The sequence below is a fragment of the Trichormus sp. NMC-1 genome (assembly GCF_001858025.1).
GTDB lineage: Bacteria > Cyanobacteriota > Cyanobacteriia > Cyanobacteriales > Nostocaceae > Anabaena.
The window spans coordinates 146,779-163,769 of record NZ_LZQD01000008.1; the positions used below are offsets into that span (position 1 = coordinate 146,779).

Annotated in this window: 22 protein-coding genes; 17 read left to right on the top strand and 5 right to left on the bottom strand. The window is 41.0% G+C overall.

Features of this window, described 5'->3' with window-relative positions; all coding sequences use genetic code 11:
• Positions 1-12 precede the first annotated feature (12 nt).
• Together A9Y75_RS21530 and A9Y75_RS21535 are read right to left on the bottom strand one after the other, a co-directional pair.
• Positions 13-750, bottom strand: a complete 738-nt coding sequence (locus A9Y75_RS21530; RefSeq protein WP_071191577.1) for a hypothetical protein — start codon at positions 748-750, stop codon at positions 13-15.
• Positions 747-1,877: an ATP-binding protein gene (locus A9Y75_RS21535; RefSeq protein WP_071191578.1), complete on the bottom strand. Its 1,131-nt coding sequence runs from the start codon at positions 1,875-1,877 to the stop codon at positions 747-749. The genes A9Y75_RS21530 and A9Y75_RS21535 overlap by 4 nt, the downstream gene beginning before the upstream one ends.
• A gap of 149 nt (positions 1,878-2,026) precedes the next feature.
• Here A9Y75_RS21535 and A9Y75_RS21540 point away from each other — a divergent pair, with 149 nt between their 5' ends.
• Both A9Y75_RS21540 and A9Y75_RS21545 read left to right on the top strand, forming a co-directional pair.
• Entirely contained in the window at positions 2,027-2,422 is a 396-nt protein-coding gene (locus A9Y75_RS21540; protein WP_071191579.1) for a type II toxin-antitoxin system RelE/ParE family toxin, read from the top strand.
• Complete coding sequence (locus tag A9Y75_RS21545) at positions 2,394-2,711, top strand: DNA-binding transcriptional regulator (protein WP_071191580.1); 318 nt, start codon at positions 2,394-2,396, stop codon at positions 2,709-2,711. Before A9Y75_RS21540 ends, A9Y75_RS21545 begins: the two co-directional genes overlap by 29 nt.
• 205 nt (positions 2,712-2,916) lie before the next feature.
• On the opposite strand, the gene A9Y75_RS21550 is transcribed toward A9Y75_RS21545, so the two are convergent.
• A complete protein-coding gene (locus A9Y75_RS21550) occupies positions 2,917-4,611 on the bottom strand; it encodes an ABC-F family ATP-binding cassette domain-containing protein (RefSeq protein WP_071191581.1) in 1,695 nt (564 codons plus the stop codon).
• Between the two features lie 730 nt (positions 4,612-5,341).
• Between A9Y75_RS21550 and A9Y75_RS21555 the strand changes: the two genes are divergently transcribed.
• The 3 genes from A9Y75_RS21555 (at position 5,342) to A9Y75_RS21565 (ending at position 8,902) form a co-directional block, all read left to right on the top strand.
• Positions 5,342-7,558 (top strand): cation:proton antiporter, encoded by a 2,217-nt coding sequence (locus A9Y75_RS21555; protein WP_071191582.1) that lies wholly within the window; start codon positions 5,342-5,344, stop codon positions 7,556-7,558.
• A 54-nt stretch (positions 7,559-7,612) separates the two neighbouring features.
• The gene (locus A9Y75_RS21560) at positions 7,613-8,122 is read left to right on the top strand and encodes a hypothetical protein (protein WP_071191657.1); all 510 of its coding nucleotides are present in this window, start codon (positions 7,613-7,615) and stop codon (positions 8,120-8,122) included.
• Between the two features lie 90 nt (positions 8,123-8,212).
• On the top strand, positions 8,213-8,902 hold the full coding sequence (locus A9Y75_RS21565) for an AMIN domain-containing protein (protein ID WP_236721491.1): 690 nt from the start codon (positions 8,213-8,215) through the stop codon (positions 8,900-8,902).
• 43 nt (positions 8,903-8,945) lie between these two features.
• On the opposite strand, the gene A9Y75_RS21570 is transcribed toward A9Y75_RS21565, so the two are convergent.
• On the bottom strand, positions 8,946-9,485 hold the full coding sequence (locus tag A9Y75_RS21570) for a DUF3172 domain-containing protein (RefSeq protein ID WP_071191584.1): 540 nt from the start codon (positions 9,483-9,485) through the stop codon (positions 8,946-8,948).
• A gap of 153 nt (positions 9,486-9,638) precedes the next feature.
• Between A9Y75_RS21570 and A9Y75_RS21575 the strand changes: the two genes are divergently transcribed.
• Positions 9,639-10,097, top strand: a complete 459-nt coding sequence (locus tag A9Y75_RS21575) for a hypothetical protein (RefSeq protein WP_071191585.1) — start codon at positions 9,639-9,641, stop codon at positions 10,095-10,097.
• Positions 10,098-10,149: 52 nt separating this feature from the next.
• Here the strand turns inward: A9Y75_RS21575 and A9Y75_RS21580 are convergent, their stop codons facing one another.
• Positions 10,150-10,626 carry an NAD(P)H-quinone oxidoreductase subunit N gene (locus A9Y75_RS21580; protein WP_071191586.1) on the bottom strand — a complete coding sequence of 159 codons (477 nt, stop codon included), beginning with the start codon at positions 10,624-10,626 and terminating at the stop codon, positions 10,150-10,152.
• A gap of 868 nt (positions 10,627-11,494) precedes the next feature.
• Between A9Y75_RS21580 and rplC the strand changes: the two genes are divergently transcribed.
• The 11 genes from rplC to A9Y75_RS26880 form a co-directional block, all read left to right on the top strand.
• Entirely contained in the window at positions 11,495-12,133 is a 639-nt protein-coding gene (rplC, locus tag A9Y75_RS21585) for a 50S ribosomal protein L3 (RefSeq protein ID WP_071191587.1), read from the top strand.
• A 63-nt stretch (positions 12,134-12,196) separates the two neighbouring features.
• Entirely contained in the window at positions 12,197-12,829 is a 633-nt protein-coding gene (gene rplD, locus A9Y75_RS21590; protein ID WP_071191588.1) for a 50S ribosomal protein L4, read from the top strand.
• Positions 12,822-13,136: a 50S ribosomal protein L23 gene (locus A9Y75_RS21595; protein ID WP_071191589.1), complete on the top strand. Its 315-nt coding sequence runs from the start codon at positions 12,822-12,824 to the stop codon at positions 13,134-13,136. Before rplD ends, A9Y75_RS21595 begins: the two co-directional genes overlap by 8 nt.
• Positions 13,137-13,271: 135 nt before the next feature.
• Complete coding sequence (rplB, locus tag A9Y75_RS21600; protein ID WP_071191590.1) at positions 13,272-14,135, top strand: 50S ribosomal protein L2; 864 nt, start codon at positions 13,272-13,274, stop codon at positions 14,133-14,135.
• A 142-nt stretch (positions 14,136-14,277) separates the two neighbouring features.
• On the top strand, positions 14,278-14,556 hold the full coding sequence (gene rpsS, locus A9Y75_RS21605) for a 30S ribosomal protein S19 (RefSeq protein WP_016952995.1): 279 nt from the start codon (positions 14,278-14,280) through the stop codon (positions 14,554-14,556).
• Between the two features lie 95 nt (positions 14,557-14,651).
• Positions 14,652-15,011, top strand: a complete 360-nt coding sequence (gene rplV, locus A9Y75_RS21610) for a 50S ribosomal protein L22 (RefSeq protein WP_016952996.1) — start codon at positions 14,652-14,654, stop codon at positions 15,009-15,011.
• 51 nt (positions 15,012-15,062) lie between these two features.
• Positions 15,063-15,830 carry a 30S ribosomal protein S3 gene (gene rpsC, locus A9Y75_RS21615; RefSeq protein ID WP_071191591.1) on the top strand — a complete coding sequence of 256 codons (768 nt, stop codon included), beginning with the start codon at positions 15,063-15,065 and terminating at the stop codon, positions 15,828-15,830.
• A gap of 96 nt (positions 15,831-15,926) precedes the next feature.
• Positions 15,927-16,352 carry a 50S ribosomal protein L16 gene (rplP, locus tag A9Y75_RS21620; protein WP_071191592.1) on the top strand — a complete coding sequence of 142 codons (426 nt, stop codon included), beginning with the start codon at positions 15,927-15,929 and terminating at the stop codon, positions 16,350-16,352.
• A gap of 3 nt (positions 16,353-16,355) precedes the next feature.
• The gene (rpmC, locus tag A9Y75_RS21625; RefSeq protein ID WP_016952999.1) at positions 16,356-16,583 is read left to right on the top strand and encodes a 50S ribosomal protein L29; all 228 of its coding nucleotides are present in this window, start codon (positions 16,356-16,358) and stop codon (positions 16,581-16,583) included.
• A 6-nt stretch (positions 16,584-16,589) separates the two neighbouring features.
• The gene (gene rpsQ / locus A9Y75_RS21630; RefSeq protein ID WP_071191593.1) at positions 16,590-16,841 is read left to right on the top strand and encodes a 30S ribosomal protein S17; all 252 of its coding nucleotides are present in this window, start codon (positions 16,590-16,592) and stop codon (positions 16,839-16,841) included.
• Positions 16,842-16,882: 41 nt separating this feature from the next.
• On the top strand, positions 16,883-16,991 hold a 109-nt coding region (locus A9Y75_RS26880), incomplete at its 3' end, for an uL14 family ribosomal protein (protein WP_177176263.1).

Genomic DNA, 16,991 nt, shown 5'->3' on the forward strand with positions numbered 1-16,991 from the left:
GGTTATCATGTTTCATCGAATCATAACTGCTTTTGTCGCTACCAGTAAAGATTGTGTAAAAGCAGCATATCCATTTGGACAGACAGTTTTGATTATTGCTAAATCAATCTGTTTACCTAAGTTCCAGCGAATTTCTAGCGATCGCTGATTGCTAGTATCTTCAGACAAATACGTTGATTTGGCAATTGCATTCTCCAAAATATCTTTTGTATTGTCTAAATCTTCTAAATTTTCCAGAGGCGGCAATTCTACACCTAAAATAGTCGCAACAGTTTGGGTATCAGCAAGTAACCACGTTTCGAGATTTCTAATTGCTAAACCTCCGGCAGAGCGATCACTAATTGGTTTTTCGTTAATATCTAAATGATTATCACGAATTTTATTTACAGCCTGTTCTAAGTCAATTTTTCTTTGATCTAGTTTATCATCTGCATCAACCACAATGAGGATCATATCTACCTCTTCTGGCTTCCATAAAATAACAATTTGGGCTAGATATTGTGGATCTAAAATAGAGTGTCCAGTTCGTAAAGTAAATTTTTGTTTTTCTTTAAATGATGGATGCCTTTGGATGAAATCACAATCAGGAAATCCAGGATTTTCTAATTCTCGTCTAATTAAAGTATGCAGTGCGCCTTCATTTTCTCTTGCGATTATTTTGCCACCATCTTCTGGTTTAATATAAGGAATACTTGCCCCCAGTTCTGCCTCCCCTTCAGCAATTAGTCCAATACGAATCCGACGATTCATGCTGGATTTCCTCCAAACACATTCGTAAACCACAGTTCACCTAATGCCCCATCATAAGCTTCTAAAGCTTTTTGAAACCGAACAGAATCTATAGGTAATTTGTGAACTTGAGTTTTACCTTCTTTATCTAATTCAACGGCACGGACTTGATGGGGTTCAACATAATTTAACAACACAGGGGAATGGGTTGTAATTAAAACCTGAACAGGCTTACCAGCTATTCCTTCAGTGGAAACAATTTTTAGTAACTCCATCATTTTGTGCAGTAGCCAAGGATGAACTCCATTTTCTATTTCTTCAAAGCAAATAATACTAGGAGTGTTTTCTTGATACAGTGCAGTTAGAAAAGCCAAAATTCTCAATGTACCGTCTGATATATCAGATGCAGGGATATGATGTTCTGAATATCTATCAACTAATTCCAGTGAAAAAGTTTGATTTTCCCCGCGAGGTAATACAATTTTTTTTATATTAGGAACAAGCTTTGTTAAACGCTCCTGTAATTCATCAAAACCTTCACGGTTCGCCAGCAAAATATCAAGTAAAGCATAGGCAATTCCTTGACCAGTCTTATCCATATTGCCATTTAATGGACTTGTAATAGAGATAGCAATTGGAGCAAAATCGTAAATGTTAACTTTTCTCAGGGCATTATATAGAGGAGAATCTAGAAATTTATTAGAAACTAAAAATTCTCTTAATGGGCTTGTATATTTATCTACTATAGTATTAGTATTTTCAATATTTTTTAATTCAACAGCTTGCTCGGAATAATCAAAATAAACTCCTAATTCAACAATAATTTCAGATTTTTTAAAAGAATTTTCTGCTGACGTAAGGGTACTGATCTGAAATCTAAAAAAGTCTGGTTTTCCATGCCAGAATTTAGATTCAATACTCTGCTCATTCCTAAGTACAATTTCTAAAGACTCTGAAAAACGACGGATAATTCTCTTATGATCTGTATTAACTACCAGCCTTTGCATAAAATCCGATAATACAGCTAGAGCTTCACAAATATTCGATTTACCAGAACCATTAGGACCAATGAATACAGTCAATGGTTCTAAATCCACTTCTGTATCAAAAAGGCTTTTGTAGTGTTGAACTCTTAGTTTAGATAACATCTGTTTGCAAGTAAATTAGCTCTTGGGTTGTTTTTATGGTGACTGAGGATTGATTATAACATCATATATATTATAGGCACTTTCAGACACATTTTTAATAATTGCCTATCATAGCACTAAGTGCTATACTTTAGTTAAAGAGAACTAATATGGCAATCTACAAAACCCGATGGTTTAACCGTTGGGCAAAAGATCAGAAGTTAAATGATTCTAGTCTCTGTAATGCTGTTGCAGAAATGACAGCAGGTCTTTACGAAGCGGATCTAGGAGGTGGACTATTTAAAAAACGCATTGCCCGTTCTGGAAAAGGAAAGAGGGGTGGTTTCCGTACATTGGTTGCTACTAACAAAGAAGATAGCTGGTTTTTTGTGTTTGGGTTTCCAAAAAACGAGCGTAGCAATATTGATCTGGATGAAAAAGAAGCCTTGAAAAAACTGTCATCAGAACTGCTGTCTTTAACAGCAGAGGCTATTGAAACAGCCAAATTGAAAGATGAATTAATAGAGGTAATCTGTAATGAGGAAGAAGAAGTCAACAATTCTTGAGGCTGTTCACGAAACTGCTATAGGACTATACAAGGCTGGTGTAATGAGTCAAGTTACGTTACGCGAATTTGATAGCTTGTGTTTACCTCGAATTGAACCGCTAGAACCTCAACAAATTAAGCAACTTCGTGAATCATTCAATGTAAGCCAATCTGTGTTTGCTGCTATTTTAAACATCAGTTCATCAACTGTTCAAAAATGGGAAATTGGGCAAAAACGACCTACAGGTGCGGCTCTTAAATTACTGCATTTAGTTCGTGAAAAAGGTTTGGAAAGTTTAATTTATTAATCTAACCTGATTGCCAAATAAGTAAGAAATTGATCCAACTTTTAACCTTACAAATTCAATATTTGCTTTACTGTTAAATCTAATTCAGGAAAAGTTTTAGAAACTATTTTTTGATTATCTAGTGTAAGTTAAGTTGCTAGTTAAAAAATAGGTGACAGAAAGCCAGAATCACAATCAGTCACCCATACCCATTTGCCGATATTACCTACTTCTGCTTTGCACCAGCCTTAGCTGCTTTAGCGGCTTTTTTAGCAGCTTTTTCTGCTTCTATGGCTGCTAACTTAGCTTGTTCTTTCTCCTCAGCAATTTTGTTGAGATAGTAATGGTAATCTCCCAAATAAACCCGGAATTCACCATCACGAATTTCCACAATTTTGTTAGCTACCTGAGAGATAAAATAACGGTCATGGGAAACTACAATCGCTGTCCCATCATAGTTTTGCAAAGATTCTTCCAACATTTCCTTAGCTGGAATATCTAAGTGGTTTGTCGGCTCATCCAGAATGAGTAAATTTGCTGGACATAAAAGCATTTTTGCCAATGCTAACCGAGCTTTTTCTCCCCCACTTAAAGCTGCAACTTTCTTAAATACGGTATCACCAGTAAATAAAAATTTTCCCAGCAACGTGCGGACTTCTTCATTTGTCCAGTCGGGAACTTCATCATGGATAGTTTCCATGACGGTTTTATTCAAGTCTAAGGCTTCGGCTTGGTTTTGTTCAAAGTAACCAGGAATAACGTTGTGATCGCCTAATTTTACTATTCCTTCTGTGGGTGGTTCTGCACCCATAATAATTTTCAACAGGGTGGATTTACCAGCACCGTTAGGACCGAGAAAGGCAATTCTATCTCCTCTTTCAATTAAGAGATTTGCCGCCAAAAATAAAATTTTATCCCCATAAATATGGGTTAAATCTTTAATTTCTACCACTTCCCGACCGCTGCGAGGTGCAGGAGGAAAACGGAAATGTAGAGTTCTCACACCAGCTATCGGTGCTTCGATGCGTTCAATTTTATCTAGTTGTTTTTCCCGGCTTTTTGCTTGGGTACTGCGGGTTGCACTAGCGCGGAATCGGTCTACAAAGGTTTGCTGTTTTTCTATTTCTTTCTGCTGACGTTCAAAGGCACTTAGTTGTGCTGATTGATTTTCAGCTTTTTGTTGCAGGTATGAGGAGTAATTACCGAGGTATGTACTAGAAACACCGCGTTCAGTTTCGACAATTTGGTTACAGAGGCGGTCAAGAAACTCCCGGTCATGGGACACTATCACCATTGGGGTAATTAGTCCTCTGAGGTAATTTTCTAACCACTCAATGGTTTCTAAGTCCAGATGGTTTGTCGGTTCATCCAGTAGTAATAAGTCTGGTTTTTGTAAAAGGATTTTACCCAAACTCATCCGCATTTGCCAACCACCGGAAAAAGCACTTACTAAGCGATCGCTATCCTCTACCTGAAATCCCATTTCTGGTAAAATCTTGCCAATGCGAGCATCTAAGTTGTAGCCATCTAACGCTTCAAATTGCCGCTGTAAGCGATCTAATTTGTGGATTAGTTCATCCAATTCCTCTGGATTCGCTGTTTCCATTTCTTGCGGGATGTGTGTTAAAGCCATTTGTACTTCGTTGGCTTCTTTGAACACCGTCCAAAATTCTTCTCTGACAGTACGGGTGGGGTCTACCTCAAACTCTTGGTTGAGATAAGCTATATGTAAGCTGTTAGGACGAATGATTTCACCAGCGGTGGGTTCCATTTCCCCAGAGATGATTTTCAGTTGTGTGGATTTTCCCGCACCGTTAACACCGACTAAGCCAATGCGATCGCCTGGTTTGACTTCCCAGTTGATATCTTTAAGAACTTCGCCTGTAGGATAAATTTTACTTATATGTTCTAATCGCAGCATGAAGTAAGTGTCTCTCAGCTAGGGGATAGGTAATTGGGAGGAAGAGCTAACGCCGTCTATAATCTTAACAAAATTTAACTACAAATTTACAGCAGAAATTTTAGAGCATCAGGGAGAAAATTTGGCTGTAATTTAGATATACAGAAGAATTCAGGCTTCGGAGTGAGCGTCAGCCCATAGCTTGCGTGGCTTACCCATACTGACTCCTGAATTTTTGGTTTAACTTTTGTACTTCCTGCAATCTACTGTAAGTATTGCTGAATAGCTATTTAGCAGCAATTCTATGCCACTTGTCTGACTTGTTCTGCTCTCAAATCTAACGCTGCTGATATCTACTGTTTTTAATTTCTACTTTTTAATTTTGAACTGCGCCTATCTGCGGTTAATTCTTATTAAGATAATCTTCTATGCAGCTTCATCTTAATTTGGTATAAAATTGTTCAAATTTAAAAGTTTACTTTTTTGAGTAAAATTTAAGGATTATTAAGACAAAAATTGCAATTTAAGACTCATACACTAGTTTATCTTGGCATAGCTTAGGTATAAGTCATTTTTCGTTTATATATGCAATAAATTAGTAGAATTTTTTACTCTTTTACCGGGATTATTAACAATAATTAACATAAAAAATGTCTGGAAATACACCCAAAGGATGTTGATCAAGGTTGACATTTTGTCACGGTTTAAAGAATTATCTTAGGGAACCCGGATAGTCTGTTGAGAGGAAACTATGCATACAGTTATTCTAGTCCTGGTTGAGGTGTTAATTGTCATTGGAATGTCACGGCTAGTAGGCTTGGCATTTCGATCAATTAAGCAACCATTGGTAATTGGTGAGATTGTTGCCGGGATTATGCTCGGTCCATCTTTATTCGGTTTGATTGCTCCTGATGTAGCAACTAGTGTTTTTCCACCCGCAACGATTCCTTTCCTGAATGTTTTATCTCAGGTAGGACTGATATTTTTCATGTTTTTGATTGGTTTGGAGCTAAATCCCAAATATCTCAGCGGTAACTTACAAGCAGCTGTTCTGATTTCCAATATCAGCATTATCGTTCCTTTTTCTCTGGCAACGATTTTATCTTTGCTGCTTTATCCTCTAGTTTCCAGTGGGACTGTTTCCTTCACCGCCTTTACATTATTTTTAGGGGCGGCGATGTCAATTACAGCTTTTCCTGTATTAGCGCGAATTATCACTGAGAACAATTTACAGGGAACACGTTTAGGGACATTAGCTTTAACTTGTGCCGCAGTCGATGATGTGACAGCATGGTGTATTTTGGCAGTAGCGATCGCAGTCGCTCGCAATGGTAGCATCGATCAAAAAGCTGTTCTCACTATTATTGAAAGCCTACTCTACATAGGTTTTATGTTCACAGTTGGGCGTTGGTTTCTCAAACGTCTAGTTACTCATTATCAACGCGCTGGACGTTTGAGCCAATTTGTTCTGGCTGTAATTTATATGGGAGTAGTGGCTTCTGCCCTCATTACCGAATTTATTGGCATTCACCTCATTTTTGGCGCATTTCTATTAGGCGCAGTCATGCCCAAAAATGCCGAATTAGTGAGAGAATTAGCCGTAAAAACTGAAGATTTCGTCTTAATTTTTCTGCTACCGATATTTTTCGCCTACAGTGGTTTACGGACGCAAATTGGTTTACTCAACCGTCCTGAGTTATGGCTGCTGTGTGCATTAGTTTTAGGAGTAGCGATCGCAGGCAAGTATATTGGTACTTATATAGCTGCTCGCCTCAGTGGCATTAACAAACGGGAAGCGTCAGCCCTCGGTTGGTTAATGAATACTCGTGGTTTAACAGAATTAATCGTATTAAACATAGGTTTAGAGTTGGGCGTAATTACACCATTGCTGTTTACCATGCTGGTAGTTATGGCTTTGGTGACAACATTTATGACTTCACCATTACTGGAATGGACATATCCAAAACGCTTAATCAAATTAGATGTAGTAGAGCCAGAAATAGAAGAAGAAACAGAAATAGATATTATAGATAGTAGCGAATCTTACGTTAAACCCTACCGAATCTTAGTACCAGTAGCTAACCCTAATACACAAAAAGGTTTACTACAGTTAGCAGTAGCGTTGGCGCAGCCTAACCTAGATATCACTCTCAACCATCGACAGCCCGCTATTATCAATCCTCTCAGTCTGATTGAATTAGAAGAAGACTACGGTTTTGAGAGTACCCCCACTGAGGCTAACCGATTAATTGCCGAGCGTCACCACCAGCTAGAAGAATTGATCAATACCTTAGAACCGCTAACAATACGCTCCTATATACATCCCATCGTTCGCATATCCAGCAATGTCGCTAGAGAAACAGCCCAGATTGCTCAAATCGAACAAGCAGATTTAATTCTGGTAGGATGGCATCGTCCAGCTTTTAGTAATAATCGTTTAGGTGGAAGAGTTGGACAAATTCTTACCACCGCACCAGTAGATGTCGCCGTATTTGTAGACAGAGGAAGTGAACGCTTAGAAAGTTTACTAGTTCCCTACTCCGCAAATATCCATGATGATTTAGCCCTCATACTCGCTCTGCGGCTGCTTATTCATCGTGATACTTGTATGTTGCAGATTTTACAAGTTTTATCAGGAAATTACGCCCAAGATGAATTAAGTTATGAACTACAGGCGATGATTAGGCAATTACCAACTAGTGTAAGCGATCGCATTGAAATCAAAACCGTCACCGCCCCAGAACCCATGCCAGCCGTAGTATCAGCCTCTGAAAATGTTGATTTAACCATTGCTGGTACCAGTCGCGCTTGGGGTATTGAAAGACAAACTCTAGGACGATACACAGATGAACTCGCAATAAAATGCCGTTCTTCACTACTCATCACCCGTCGCTACAGTCAAGTTACCTCTCATCTCACTTCCCTACTCCCGGAAGTTAACACCCAAGAAATAATTCATAATTCGTAATTGAAAGCAGTAGGCAGTAGGTAATTAATTCTCTCCAATCACCAATTATCAATGATGAACAACTTCAACTTTAAATCTTTAGCGATTTCTGGAATAGCGATCGCTTCAGTTCTTGTATTATTCAAAACTGTCACCGCTTATGGTGAAAATAATCTCAGCGCTACGAGTCTCATTAACAGCCGTTATCGTCTCACCCTAGCCAAAAACCTACCAAACTGCGAAAAGGGCAACTCTTTGATCTTAAATATTCAACAATCTGGTATTTATCTCAATGCCTCTTTACTACCACCTAACGCCAACGCAGATACCAAAAAACAGTTTCCGCTCTCAGGCAAATTACAAAATCAAAAATTGCATTTATCGGGAAAAATTGACACCTCAAATTTTTGTCAACTTCCTTCTTCTCAAAACAGTCCAGATCAAGCTATCACAATCCAAATGTCAAAACTCAAAAACGATCATATTCCCGGTCAACTAAAAATCAACAACATTCCCACAACTTTAGAATTTACAGCTTTAGCCCAAACAGACCAAAAAGAAACTCCCAAATCAAATAGCCATTAAAACATGAAAATTAAACTCACAACTAGGAACTTTTTTCCCTCATACCAGCAGATAATAGGAGCGAGCCTATTTGCGACCATTACCCTGGAAATGGGTATCAGTATCGCCGCAACATTTGCCAAACTCAATAAATGGCTTTTTAACCCCAAAACACAGCAACTAGAAATTACCCTTTCCGCAGCTACAAAACCTGAGTATTTCTACCTTCCCCAACCACCACGTTTAGTTGTAGATTTGCCTAATACCCAGTTAGGCAAGGTTGACACCCAAAAAAACTATCCTGGAACAATTCAGCGAATTCGAGTTTCCCAATTTAGCCCTAACATTACCCGCATCGTCATCGATTTAGAACCAGGAAGTTTTGTCGATGCCAATCAAGTACAACTTCAGCCCATTTCCCCAAAAAAACCCACTCGCTGGGTATTACGCCCCGTTATTTCCCATAATAGCACCATAACACAACCAATTTCCTCACCTTCACCTGGTAATCAGCTATCCCCAGCCCCTTTAATTACCCTACCACCACCATCTACTAACCTACCCCTGACAACCAATAACTTCCAACAACCCTTTGTGACTGTACCCCCTCTCAATTCTCAAGACCCTTCTCAACTATCCAATTTGATTATTCTTCCAGCTAATGCTGCTGATTATTTAGAAAATTCTCATAGCATTACAGTTCCTAATTCTGTACTCAATATTCCTAATTCAGAAAACTATTCCGATCAAATTCTCAATATTCCTGTAATTGAGTTTGGTCAACCGCTACCTTCTAATTAATAGTCTTGATGAACTATGTACACCAAGACTTATCTTCTACTTTTTAGAATCTTTCCGTATCCTGAGATGGTGCAACGGCTCCTGGTTGAGATAAGAAGAAGTTTTGAGCATTTTCATTTTGATATATACACCGGATATCAGGCTTATCACTGTTTAAGTCCCCTGTAAAGCCAAAGGTATTCAGGCGATTTTTACATTCTCTTACCTGATCTGAAGTAACAAGTTTTTTATTTTCTAAAATTGCCCAGTTATTTTGTCTCAGAACACAGCCAGGACGCATATTCGGTTGAGCAACATAGACATTAAAAGGGTTGAGAGTTACAAACAGTCGGGCATCCATTACCATCGCACTGGCTCCAAACTGTACACAAAGATCAGGATTTGGAGCTTTAGTATCAATAAATTCACGGGAAGCCACATTTGATGGACTCAACGTGCTTGTAGAACTAAACGCAATCCCAATCCCAATTCCCAAAATCAGCACACCTCCCAAAATGGCAATGGTGGCGAAGTTAAATGTCGGGGATTGGAAAATAGAGGGTTTAGGAGTAGTAGCTGATCTACCAGTAGATTTACGTCTCATTTTTGCTTGATCACCTTCACGCCAATTCGGCAGGGAGTGGTTGATTCTCTCCCTACTTCAGTTTGACATCCCTAAACAAAGTTTTCCAAAGTTTATCCCTCACCTAGTCAACATAACGATAATCTGACTGGATAGTGGAGAAAAAACTCAGTAATGACCCAGCCTTCTAATATTCGCCAACTGTTGACTGATGCCAAGCTAGGACTGCTACCGTATCTAGACAATCGCCTCAATGAGATAGAACAATCCTGGCAGCAACTAGAAAATCTGCACTTGGAGCCTTATGATATTGAATTCAGAAAATGCAACACCATCGCCGCCAACGAACCCAGACCTCTAATTACTCAGTCAGTTTGTCTGAAATGCTTTATTACTGGTAGCGCCAAAGATAAATTAGAACTCTTACTTTTGGCATCAGAATTACAAAATTCCGTAGACGCGACAATCTTTGAGTGGAGTAACCGTGAGTGGTATCAGTTTGAAAAACCGTTGAGGCGACCAGTAACGCAAATTACAGGTGGTTTAGATTACGAACTCCTAGAAAACCCTGCTCAATCCTGCCGTCTGGTTATCTATCGAGAATTTGATTTAATCTACACTATCAGTTTTTGAAGCAGTAAGAAAATGCTCATGCTGTATGGGCGGGGTTTCCCCGCCTTACTAACTAACTAGCTAACAGAGTTTTTTCTAACGGTGTCCAACGGAAATAGCGATCGCCACCCCGTTCAATCACCACCTTAACTCTTGGTTCTAACTTGGGCAAATTAGCCAAATACTCCACTTCCTGGTCAGAAAGAATATGTCCCTCAATAATCCACAGCAATAGACCTTTAGATTTAGGTGGAAGCTGTTCTAACTGATAGCTAATTATCGGTGGTAGATAATATACTTCACCCACTGCTGCACCGCTACCAGTGCTTTTTTTACCCAAATGAGGAGGTCTGACTCCATGAACTCTCGTTAGATAGGCTGCAACGTCCCCCAGTCCCCTCGCACTCATGTGGAGGTTGATATAGCCCGCCGCCCGCAATCGACGGCGATACCGACCTTCATATCCCCCTTCCAAAGGAACATATACACCCAAAGCGCCGAATTTTTCCAAATCGCGGATTAAACCGTTGCCAGTGGTAAGTAGTGCCATAGATTTTCGTTTTATCCCACTCAGATATCTCTATTATTTACTCTCTAGTGGTAGATTAAGTTAGATTAAGTTGCAGAATTTAAGCAAAAATGGGCATAGAGCAGCGGGAATTTTTTAATTTTCCCCATCTTCCCAAAATTTAACCCCAAGCACCTAAAAATTACTAGACAAAAACAAATTAATGATTTATTATTTTAGATTGTGACCAAACAGTAAAAGTAGATAGCATCTTCTTGAGTCTTGCCAACCAACATAATCATCAAAATTTGATGAATTAATTTCCTAAAGGATAATCTGGTTGAAATGCGTAAGAGACTGCTAAACTAGAAAAGCTTTTAGGTCAAACTGAAGAAGGTCATGGCTTTAAACCCAAAGCCAAATCAAAGCTCCCTCCCAAGTTCACTCCCGTAGCCCCTTAAAAAACAGGCAAAACCTCAAACAATAGTTTAAGGTAGTTATAGAAGTAGAACCTGATCCGTAATGTTTGTTTTATGGCATTATAGAAAGTCTCAGGGAACGGATACTGGGTGGAAATCAACCGCTTAAGTCCTACTACAACGGTAGAGTGCCAGAGCAATTGCTTGGACGAAAGCATTGCTGCACATAGCGCAAAGCAATAACGTCTTGCATTGATTCCAGAGGTAATCCCTTCCTAATCAGAAGGTAATTATGGCTGTTCTGGTGACCAAGAGAGTGAAAACAAAAGGATTCACCAAGCAGTAGAGACAATATTTTGTGCGTCATCAAGAATTTTCACTGCTTAACAACAGTGTAAATTTGGTAGGCTAGTCCACCAATGACGCTGATGAACTGTGTCTAAAGCAAATCCGATTCCAAGGTCAGCAACTAGAAAGGAGAACCAGTTACTGTGTCTGTAGGTATTCTCGGCACCAAGCTGGGCATGACCCAAATATTTGACGATGCAGGAAGAGCTATTCCTGTCACCGTAATCCAAGCTGGGCCATGCACTGTTACACAAGTTAAAACAAAACAGACCGACGGTTACTTCGCTGTTCAAGTTGGTTATGGCGAAGTCAAACCAAAGGCATTGAATAGACCACTGTTAGGTCATTTGGCTAAATCATCTGCTCCAGCATTGCGTCACTTGAACGAGTATCGCATTGATAACTCTGGTGATTATGCTTTAGGTCAAGAAATCAAAGCAGATATTTTTAGTGCTGGTCAAATTGTAGATGTAGTCGGTACAAGTATTGGTCGCGGTTTTGCGGGCAACCAGAAACGGAACAACTTCGGTCGCGGTCCCATGTCCCATGGTTCCAAAAACCACAGAGCGCCTGGTTCCATCGGTGCTGGTACAACTCCTGGTCGCGTTTATCCCGGTAAACGGATGGCAGGGCGTTTAGGAGGTACTCGTGTCACAATTCGCAAACTGACCGTAGTGCGAGTAGATGCAGAACGCAACTTAATTCTCATTAAGGGAGCTATTCCTGGTAAGCCAGGTGCCTTAGTGAATGTTGTCCCCGCAAAGATAGTTGGTAGTAAATAGTCATTAGTCATAAGTCATTAGCTAAATACAACTGACAACTGACAACTGACAAAGGACATAAAGATGGTTGAGAGTGTAGTTAAAAATTGGCAAGGAGAGGAAGTTGGCCAAACAACTTTCGACTTGCGAGTTGCCAAAGAAGAAACAGCGGCTCACATAGTACACCGCGCATTAGTCAGACAAATGACTAATTCTCGCCAAGGAAATGCCAGTACCAAAACTCGTTCCGAAGTTAGAGGTGGTGGTCGCAAACCCTGGCGGCAGAAAGGCACAGGTCGCGCTCGTGCAGGTTCTATTCGTTCACCACTGTGGCGTGGTGGTGGTGTGATCTTTGGACCAAAACCCAGAGATTTTAACCTGAAATTGAACCGCAAAGAACGGCGTTTAGCACTGCGGACAGCCTTCGTCAGCCGTGCCGAAGATTTAATAGTTGTAGAAGAATTTAGCAACGAGCTACAACGTCCGAAAACCAAAGAATTGGTGACAGCACTAGCTCGTTGGGGAGCAGCACCCGAACAAAAATCATTATTGATTTTGTCGGAAATAGCAGAAAACGTGCTTTTATCAGCCCGCAATATAGAAAATTTAAAGCTAATTGCCGCTGATCAATTAAATGTTTACGATTTACTGCACGCTGACAAAGTTGTAGTTACACCATCAGCTTTAGAAAAAATTCAGGAGGTCTACAGTGCCTAACTTTGACCCCCGTAACCTTGCTGACTTAGTGCGTCGCCCTATTCTTACCGAAAAAGCGACCATCCTGATGGAGCAAAATAAATACACTTTTGAAGTAACTCCAAAATCAAGCAAGCCAGAAATTAAAGCGGCAATTGAAGACTTATTTCAAGTCAAAGTTGTAAAAGTCAATACCGCATTACCACCACGCAAACAGCGTCGTGTTGGTAAATTTATCGGTTACAAGCCTCAATACAAGAAAGCTATTGTCACCGTCGCACCTGGGGATGAAGAAAAGATTAGACAAGTTCTATTCCCAGAAGTATAAGAATTTTAGATTTTAGATTTTAGATTTTAGATTGGGCTAGTTAATAAATAATTGCCACGAAACAATTAAAAATCGGAAATCGAAATTCAAAAAATTCTGAATCCAAAATCGAAAATCCGAAATCAAAAATCACTTATGGGTACTCGTTCTTATCGCCCTTATACCCCCAGTACTCGCCAAGTTATAGTCTCCGACTTCGCGGAGATTACCAAAACTGAGCCAGAAAAATCACTAACTGAGTCAGTACACCGTCCCAAAGGACGGAACAATCAAGGGCGGATAACCAGCCGTCGTCGGGGTGGCGGCCACAAACAACTTTACCGGATTATCGACTTTAAGAGAGATAAACGGGATATTGCTGCTACAGTTACAGCAATTGAATACGATCCAAATCGCAATGCGCGCATCGCTCTGGTGTTGTACGCAGATGGCGAAAAACGGTATATTTTACATCCTAATGGATTGAAAGTTGGCGCAACAATTATTGCTGGCGCTGACGCTCCGTTTGAAGATGGTAATGCCTTACCTCTGTCTAGGATTCCTTTAGGTACTACAGTTCACAACGTCGAAATGACTCCAGGTAAAGGTGGTCAAATCGTGCGTGCTGCTGGTGCAAAAGCCGAAGTTGCGGCAAAAGAGGGCAATTATGTCACTCTTAAGTTACCTTCCGGTGAAGTGCGCCTGATTCGCCGTGAATGCTACGCCACCATTGGACAAGTAGGTAATACCGACGCGAGAAACCTCAGTGCTGGTAAAGCCGGACGAAATCGCTGGAAAGGTCGTCGTCCCAAGGTCAGAGGTAGCGTCATGAACCCGGTAGACCACCCACATGGTGGTGGTGAAGGTAGAGCGCCCATCGGTAGATCGGGTCCTGTGACACCTTGGGGTAAACCTACTTTGGGTGCAAAGACACGTAATCGCAAGAAAGCGAGTACAAAACTAATTGTACGTCGTCGTCGTAAATCTTCTAAACGTGGACGTGGCGGTCGTCAGTCCTAGAATTTTAGGTTTTAAATTTTGGATTTTAGATGGGGTCTGTTTTTAAGCATTCAAAGTTTTTGAAGCCTGATCAGACACCTTAATTATCCAAAATCCAAAATTAGAAATTCAAAATCCAAAATCCAAAATCCAAAATCTAACTATGGGTCGTTCTCTAAAAAAAGGTCCTTTCGTTGCCGATCATTTGCTCAGTAAGCTGGAAAAGCTGAACGCAAAAAATGAAAAGCAAGTGATCAAAACTTGGTCAAGAGCCTCGACAATTTTACCTATGATGGTAGGCCATACAATAGCTGTTCACAACGGCAGACAACACGTTCCAGTGTTTGTAAATGAACAGATGGTGGGTCATAAGTTGGGAGAATTTGCCCCAACACGTACCTACAGAGGTCATGGTAAAAGTGACAAAAAATCAGGCAGATAATCAATTAAAAATTCAGAATTAAAAATTAAAAAATTGAAGTTGTTCATTTTTAATTTTTAAATTTAAATTTTTAATTGATAAAGATGGAGAAAATTATGGCAACTGATACTACAGAAGTTAAAGCGATCGCTCGTTATATCCGCATTTCTGCCTACAAAGTCCGTCGAGTACTCGACCAAATCCGGGGGCGGTCATATCGAGAAGCCCTAATTATCCTAGAATTCATGCCCTATCGAGCTTGTGATCCAGTATTGAAGGTACTCAGAAGTGCTGCCGCTAATGCTGAACATAATGAAGGGCTAGATAGAGCCGAACTAGTGATTACTCAGGCATATGCCGACCAAGGCCCAGTGCTGAAACGGTTTCAACCCAGAGCGCAGGGTCGAGCTTACCAAATTCGCAAACCAACCTGTCATATTACTGTAGCTGTGGGCGCAGGCACCGCTGCTAAATAAGCAATAGACACAAGCAATTGCGTACAGTAAGAAATTTTAGAGGAAGCATTTGTGGGACAGAAAATTCATCCAGTCGGTTTTCGTCTGGGTATTACTCAAGAACATCAATCCCGTTGGTTTGCCGTTCCTGACCGTTATCCAGAACTATTACAAGAAGACCACAAACTCCGTAAGTACATAGAACAAAAACTGGGTAGATACGCTCAAAACAACGCCGGAATTTCCGAAGTACGGATTGAGCGCAAAGCTGACCAAATCGACCTAGAAGTGCGTACAGCTAGACCAGGTGTAGTTGTAGGTCGCGGTGGACAAGGTATAGAATCATTGCGTACCGGACTCCAAGAACTGTTGGGTAGCAACCGCCAAATTCGCATTAACGTAGTTGAAGTTCAACGAGTTGATGCTGATGCCTACTTGATTGCTGAATACATTGCTCAACAATTGGAACGCCGCGTTTCCTTCCGTCGGGTAGTACGTCAATCTATTCAGCGCGCTCAAAGGGCTGGTGTACTAGGGATTAAAATTCAAGTCAGTGGTCGGCTTAACGGTGCGGAAATTGCCCGGACAGAGTGGACACGGGAAGGTAGAGTACCTTTACATACCTTACGGGCTGATATTGACTACTCTTACTGCACAGCGCAAACGGTTTACGGCATTTTGGGCATCAAAGTTTGGGTGTTTAAGGGAGAAATTATTCCTGGACAGGAAGAAATTCCACCCCCACCAGCAACACGCGACCGAGACCGTGATCGCGATCCTCGTCGCCGTCAACAACAACGTCGTCGCCAGCAATTTGAAGACCGCTCAAATGAAGGATAGTCAATGGTCAGTAGTCAATAGTCAGTGGTAAAAAAAGCTGACGACTGACGACTGACAACTGACAACCGACAACCGACAACCGACAACTGACAAATCATGTTAAGCCCTAGAAGAACTAAATTCCGCAAACAACAACGCGGAAGAATGGAGGGTCTAGCCAGCCGTGGCAGCACCCTCAACTTTGGTGATTTTGCCCTCCAAGCTCAAGAACCAGCTTGGATTACCTCCCGGCAAATCGAAGCTTCTCGTCGAGCCATGACCCGTTATATCCGTCGGGGTGGAAAGATATGGATTCGGATTTTCCCGGATAAACCTGTAACCATGCGTCCCGCTGAAACCCGGATGGGTTCTGGTAAGGGTAACCCAGAGTTTTGGGTAGCCGTAGTCAAGCCAGGACGGATTTTATTTGAAATCGCTGGTGTTACCGAAGAAATAGCTCGTGAAGCTATGCGATTAGCTGATACTAAGCTACCAATTAAAACTAAGTTTATTGTTCGCTCTCAACCACAGGAGCAGGAGTAGGTTATGCCTCTTCCCAAAGTTTCAGAAGCTAGAGAATTGAGTGACGAAAAGCTGGCTGAGGAAATTATCGCTGTTAAAAGACAACTGTTTCAGTTGCGCTTGCAAAAAGCTACTAGACAGCTAGAGAAACCTCACCAGTTCAGACACGCTCGCCATCGCTTGTCCCAATTACTAACAGTAGAGGGAGAACGCCAACGGGCAGCAAGTCAGCCGACTAAAGAAGAAAAGTAGGAGATTATGGCAGTCAAAGAACGAGTTGGCTTGGTAGTGAGCGACAAAATGCAAAAAACGGTAGTAGTGGCTGTAGAAAACCGCGCTCCTCATCCCAAGTACGGCAAGATTGTAGTTAAAACTCAGAGATATAAAGTCCACGATGAGGAAAATAACTGCAAAGTGGGCGATCGCGTCCGCATTCGGGAAACTAGACCTCTGAGTAAAACCAAACGCTGGCAAATCACAGAAATCCTCAACACTAAATCTACAACTTAATAGTTGTTCCAAAGCCACAAACTTCCTAAGGGAGACCGATTGTGATTCAACCCCAAACCTACCTGAATGTCGCAGATAATAGCGGTGCCAAAAAGCTAATGTGCATCCGCGTATTAGGTGCAGGTAACCGCCGTTACGGTGGCGTGGGGG

Excerpts from the sequence above, each read along its gene's own strand:
- A9Y75_RS21530 (WP_071191577.1), bottom strand. The coding sequence starts at position 750 with ATGAATCGTCGGATTCGTATTGGACTAATTGCTGAAGGGGAGGCAGAA.
- A9Y75_RS21535 (WP_071191578.1), bottom strand. The coding sequence starts at position 1,877 with ATGTTATCTAAACTAAGAGTTCAACACTACAAAAGCCTTTTTGATACA.
- A9Y75_RS21540 (WP_071191579.1), top strand. The coding sequence starts at position 2,027 with ATGGCAATCTACAAAACCCGATGGTTTAACCGTTGGGCAAAAGATCAG.
- A9Y75_RS21545 (WP_071191580.1), top strand. The coding sequence starts at position 2,394 with ATGAGGAAGAAGAAGTCAACAATTCTTGAGGCTGTTCACGAAACTGCT.
- A9Y75_RS21550 (WP_071191581.1), bottom strand. The coding sequence starts at position 4,611 with ATGCTGCGATTAGAACATATAAGTAAAATTTATCCTACAGGCGAAGTT.
- A9Y75_RS21555 (WP_071191582.1), top strand. The coding sequence starts at position 5,342 with ATGCATACAGTTATTCTAGTCCTGGTTGAGGTGTTAATTGTCATTGGA.
- A9Y75_RS21560 (WP_071191657.1), top strand. The coding sequence starts at position 7,613 with ATGAACAACTTCAACTTTAAATCTTTAGCGATTTCTGGAATAGCGATC.
- A9Y75_RS21565 (WP_236721491.1), top strand. The coding sequence starts at position 8,213 with ATGGGTATCAGTATCGCCGCAACATTTGCCAAACTCAATAAATGGCTT.
- A9Y75_RS21570 (WP_071191584.1), bottom strand. The coding sequence starts at position 9,485 with ATGAGACGTAAATCTACTGGTAGATCAGCTACTACTCCTAAACCCTCT.
- A9Y75_RS21575 (WP_071191585.1), top strand. The coding sequence starts at position 9,639 with ATGACCCAGCCTTCTAATATTCGCCAACTGTTGACTGATGCCAAGCTA.
- A9Y75_RS21580 (WP_071191586.1), bottom strand. The coding sequence starts at position 10,626 with ATGGCACTACTTACCACTGGCAACGGTTTAATCCGCGATTTGGAAAAA.
- rplD (WP_071191588.1), top strand. The coding sequence starts at position 12,197 with ATGGTTGAGAGTGTAGTTAAAAATTGGCAAGGAGAGGAAGTTGGCCAA.
- rplB (WP_071191590.1), top strand. The coding sequence starts at position 13,272 with ATGGGTACTCGTTCTTATCGCCCTTATACCCCCAGTACTCGCCAAGTT.
- rpsS (WP_016952995.1), top strand. The coding sequence starts at position 14,278 with ATGGGTCGTTCTCTAAAAAAAGGTCCTTTCGTTGCCGATCATTTGCTC.
- rplV (WP_016952996.1), top strand. The coding sequence starts at position 14,652 with ATGGCAACTGATACTACAGAAGTTAAAGCGATCGCTCGTTATATCCGC.
- rplP (WP_071191592.1), top strand. The coding sequence starts at position 15,927 with ATGTTAAGCCCTAGAAGAACTAAATTCCGCAAACAACAACGCGGAAGA.
- rpmC (WP_016952999.1), top strand. The coding sequence starts at position 16,356 with ATGCCTCTTCCCAAAGTTTCAGAAGCTAGAGAATTGAGTGACGAAAAG.
- rpsQ (WP_071191593.1), top strand. The coding sequence starts at position 16,590 with ATGGCAGTCAAAGAACGAGTTGGCTTGGTAGTGAGCGACAAAATGCAA.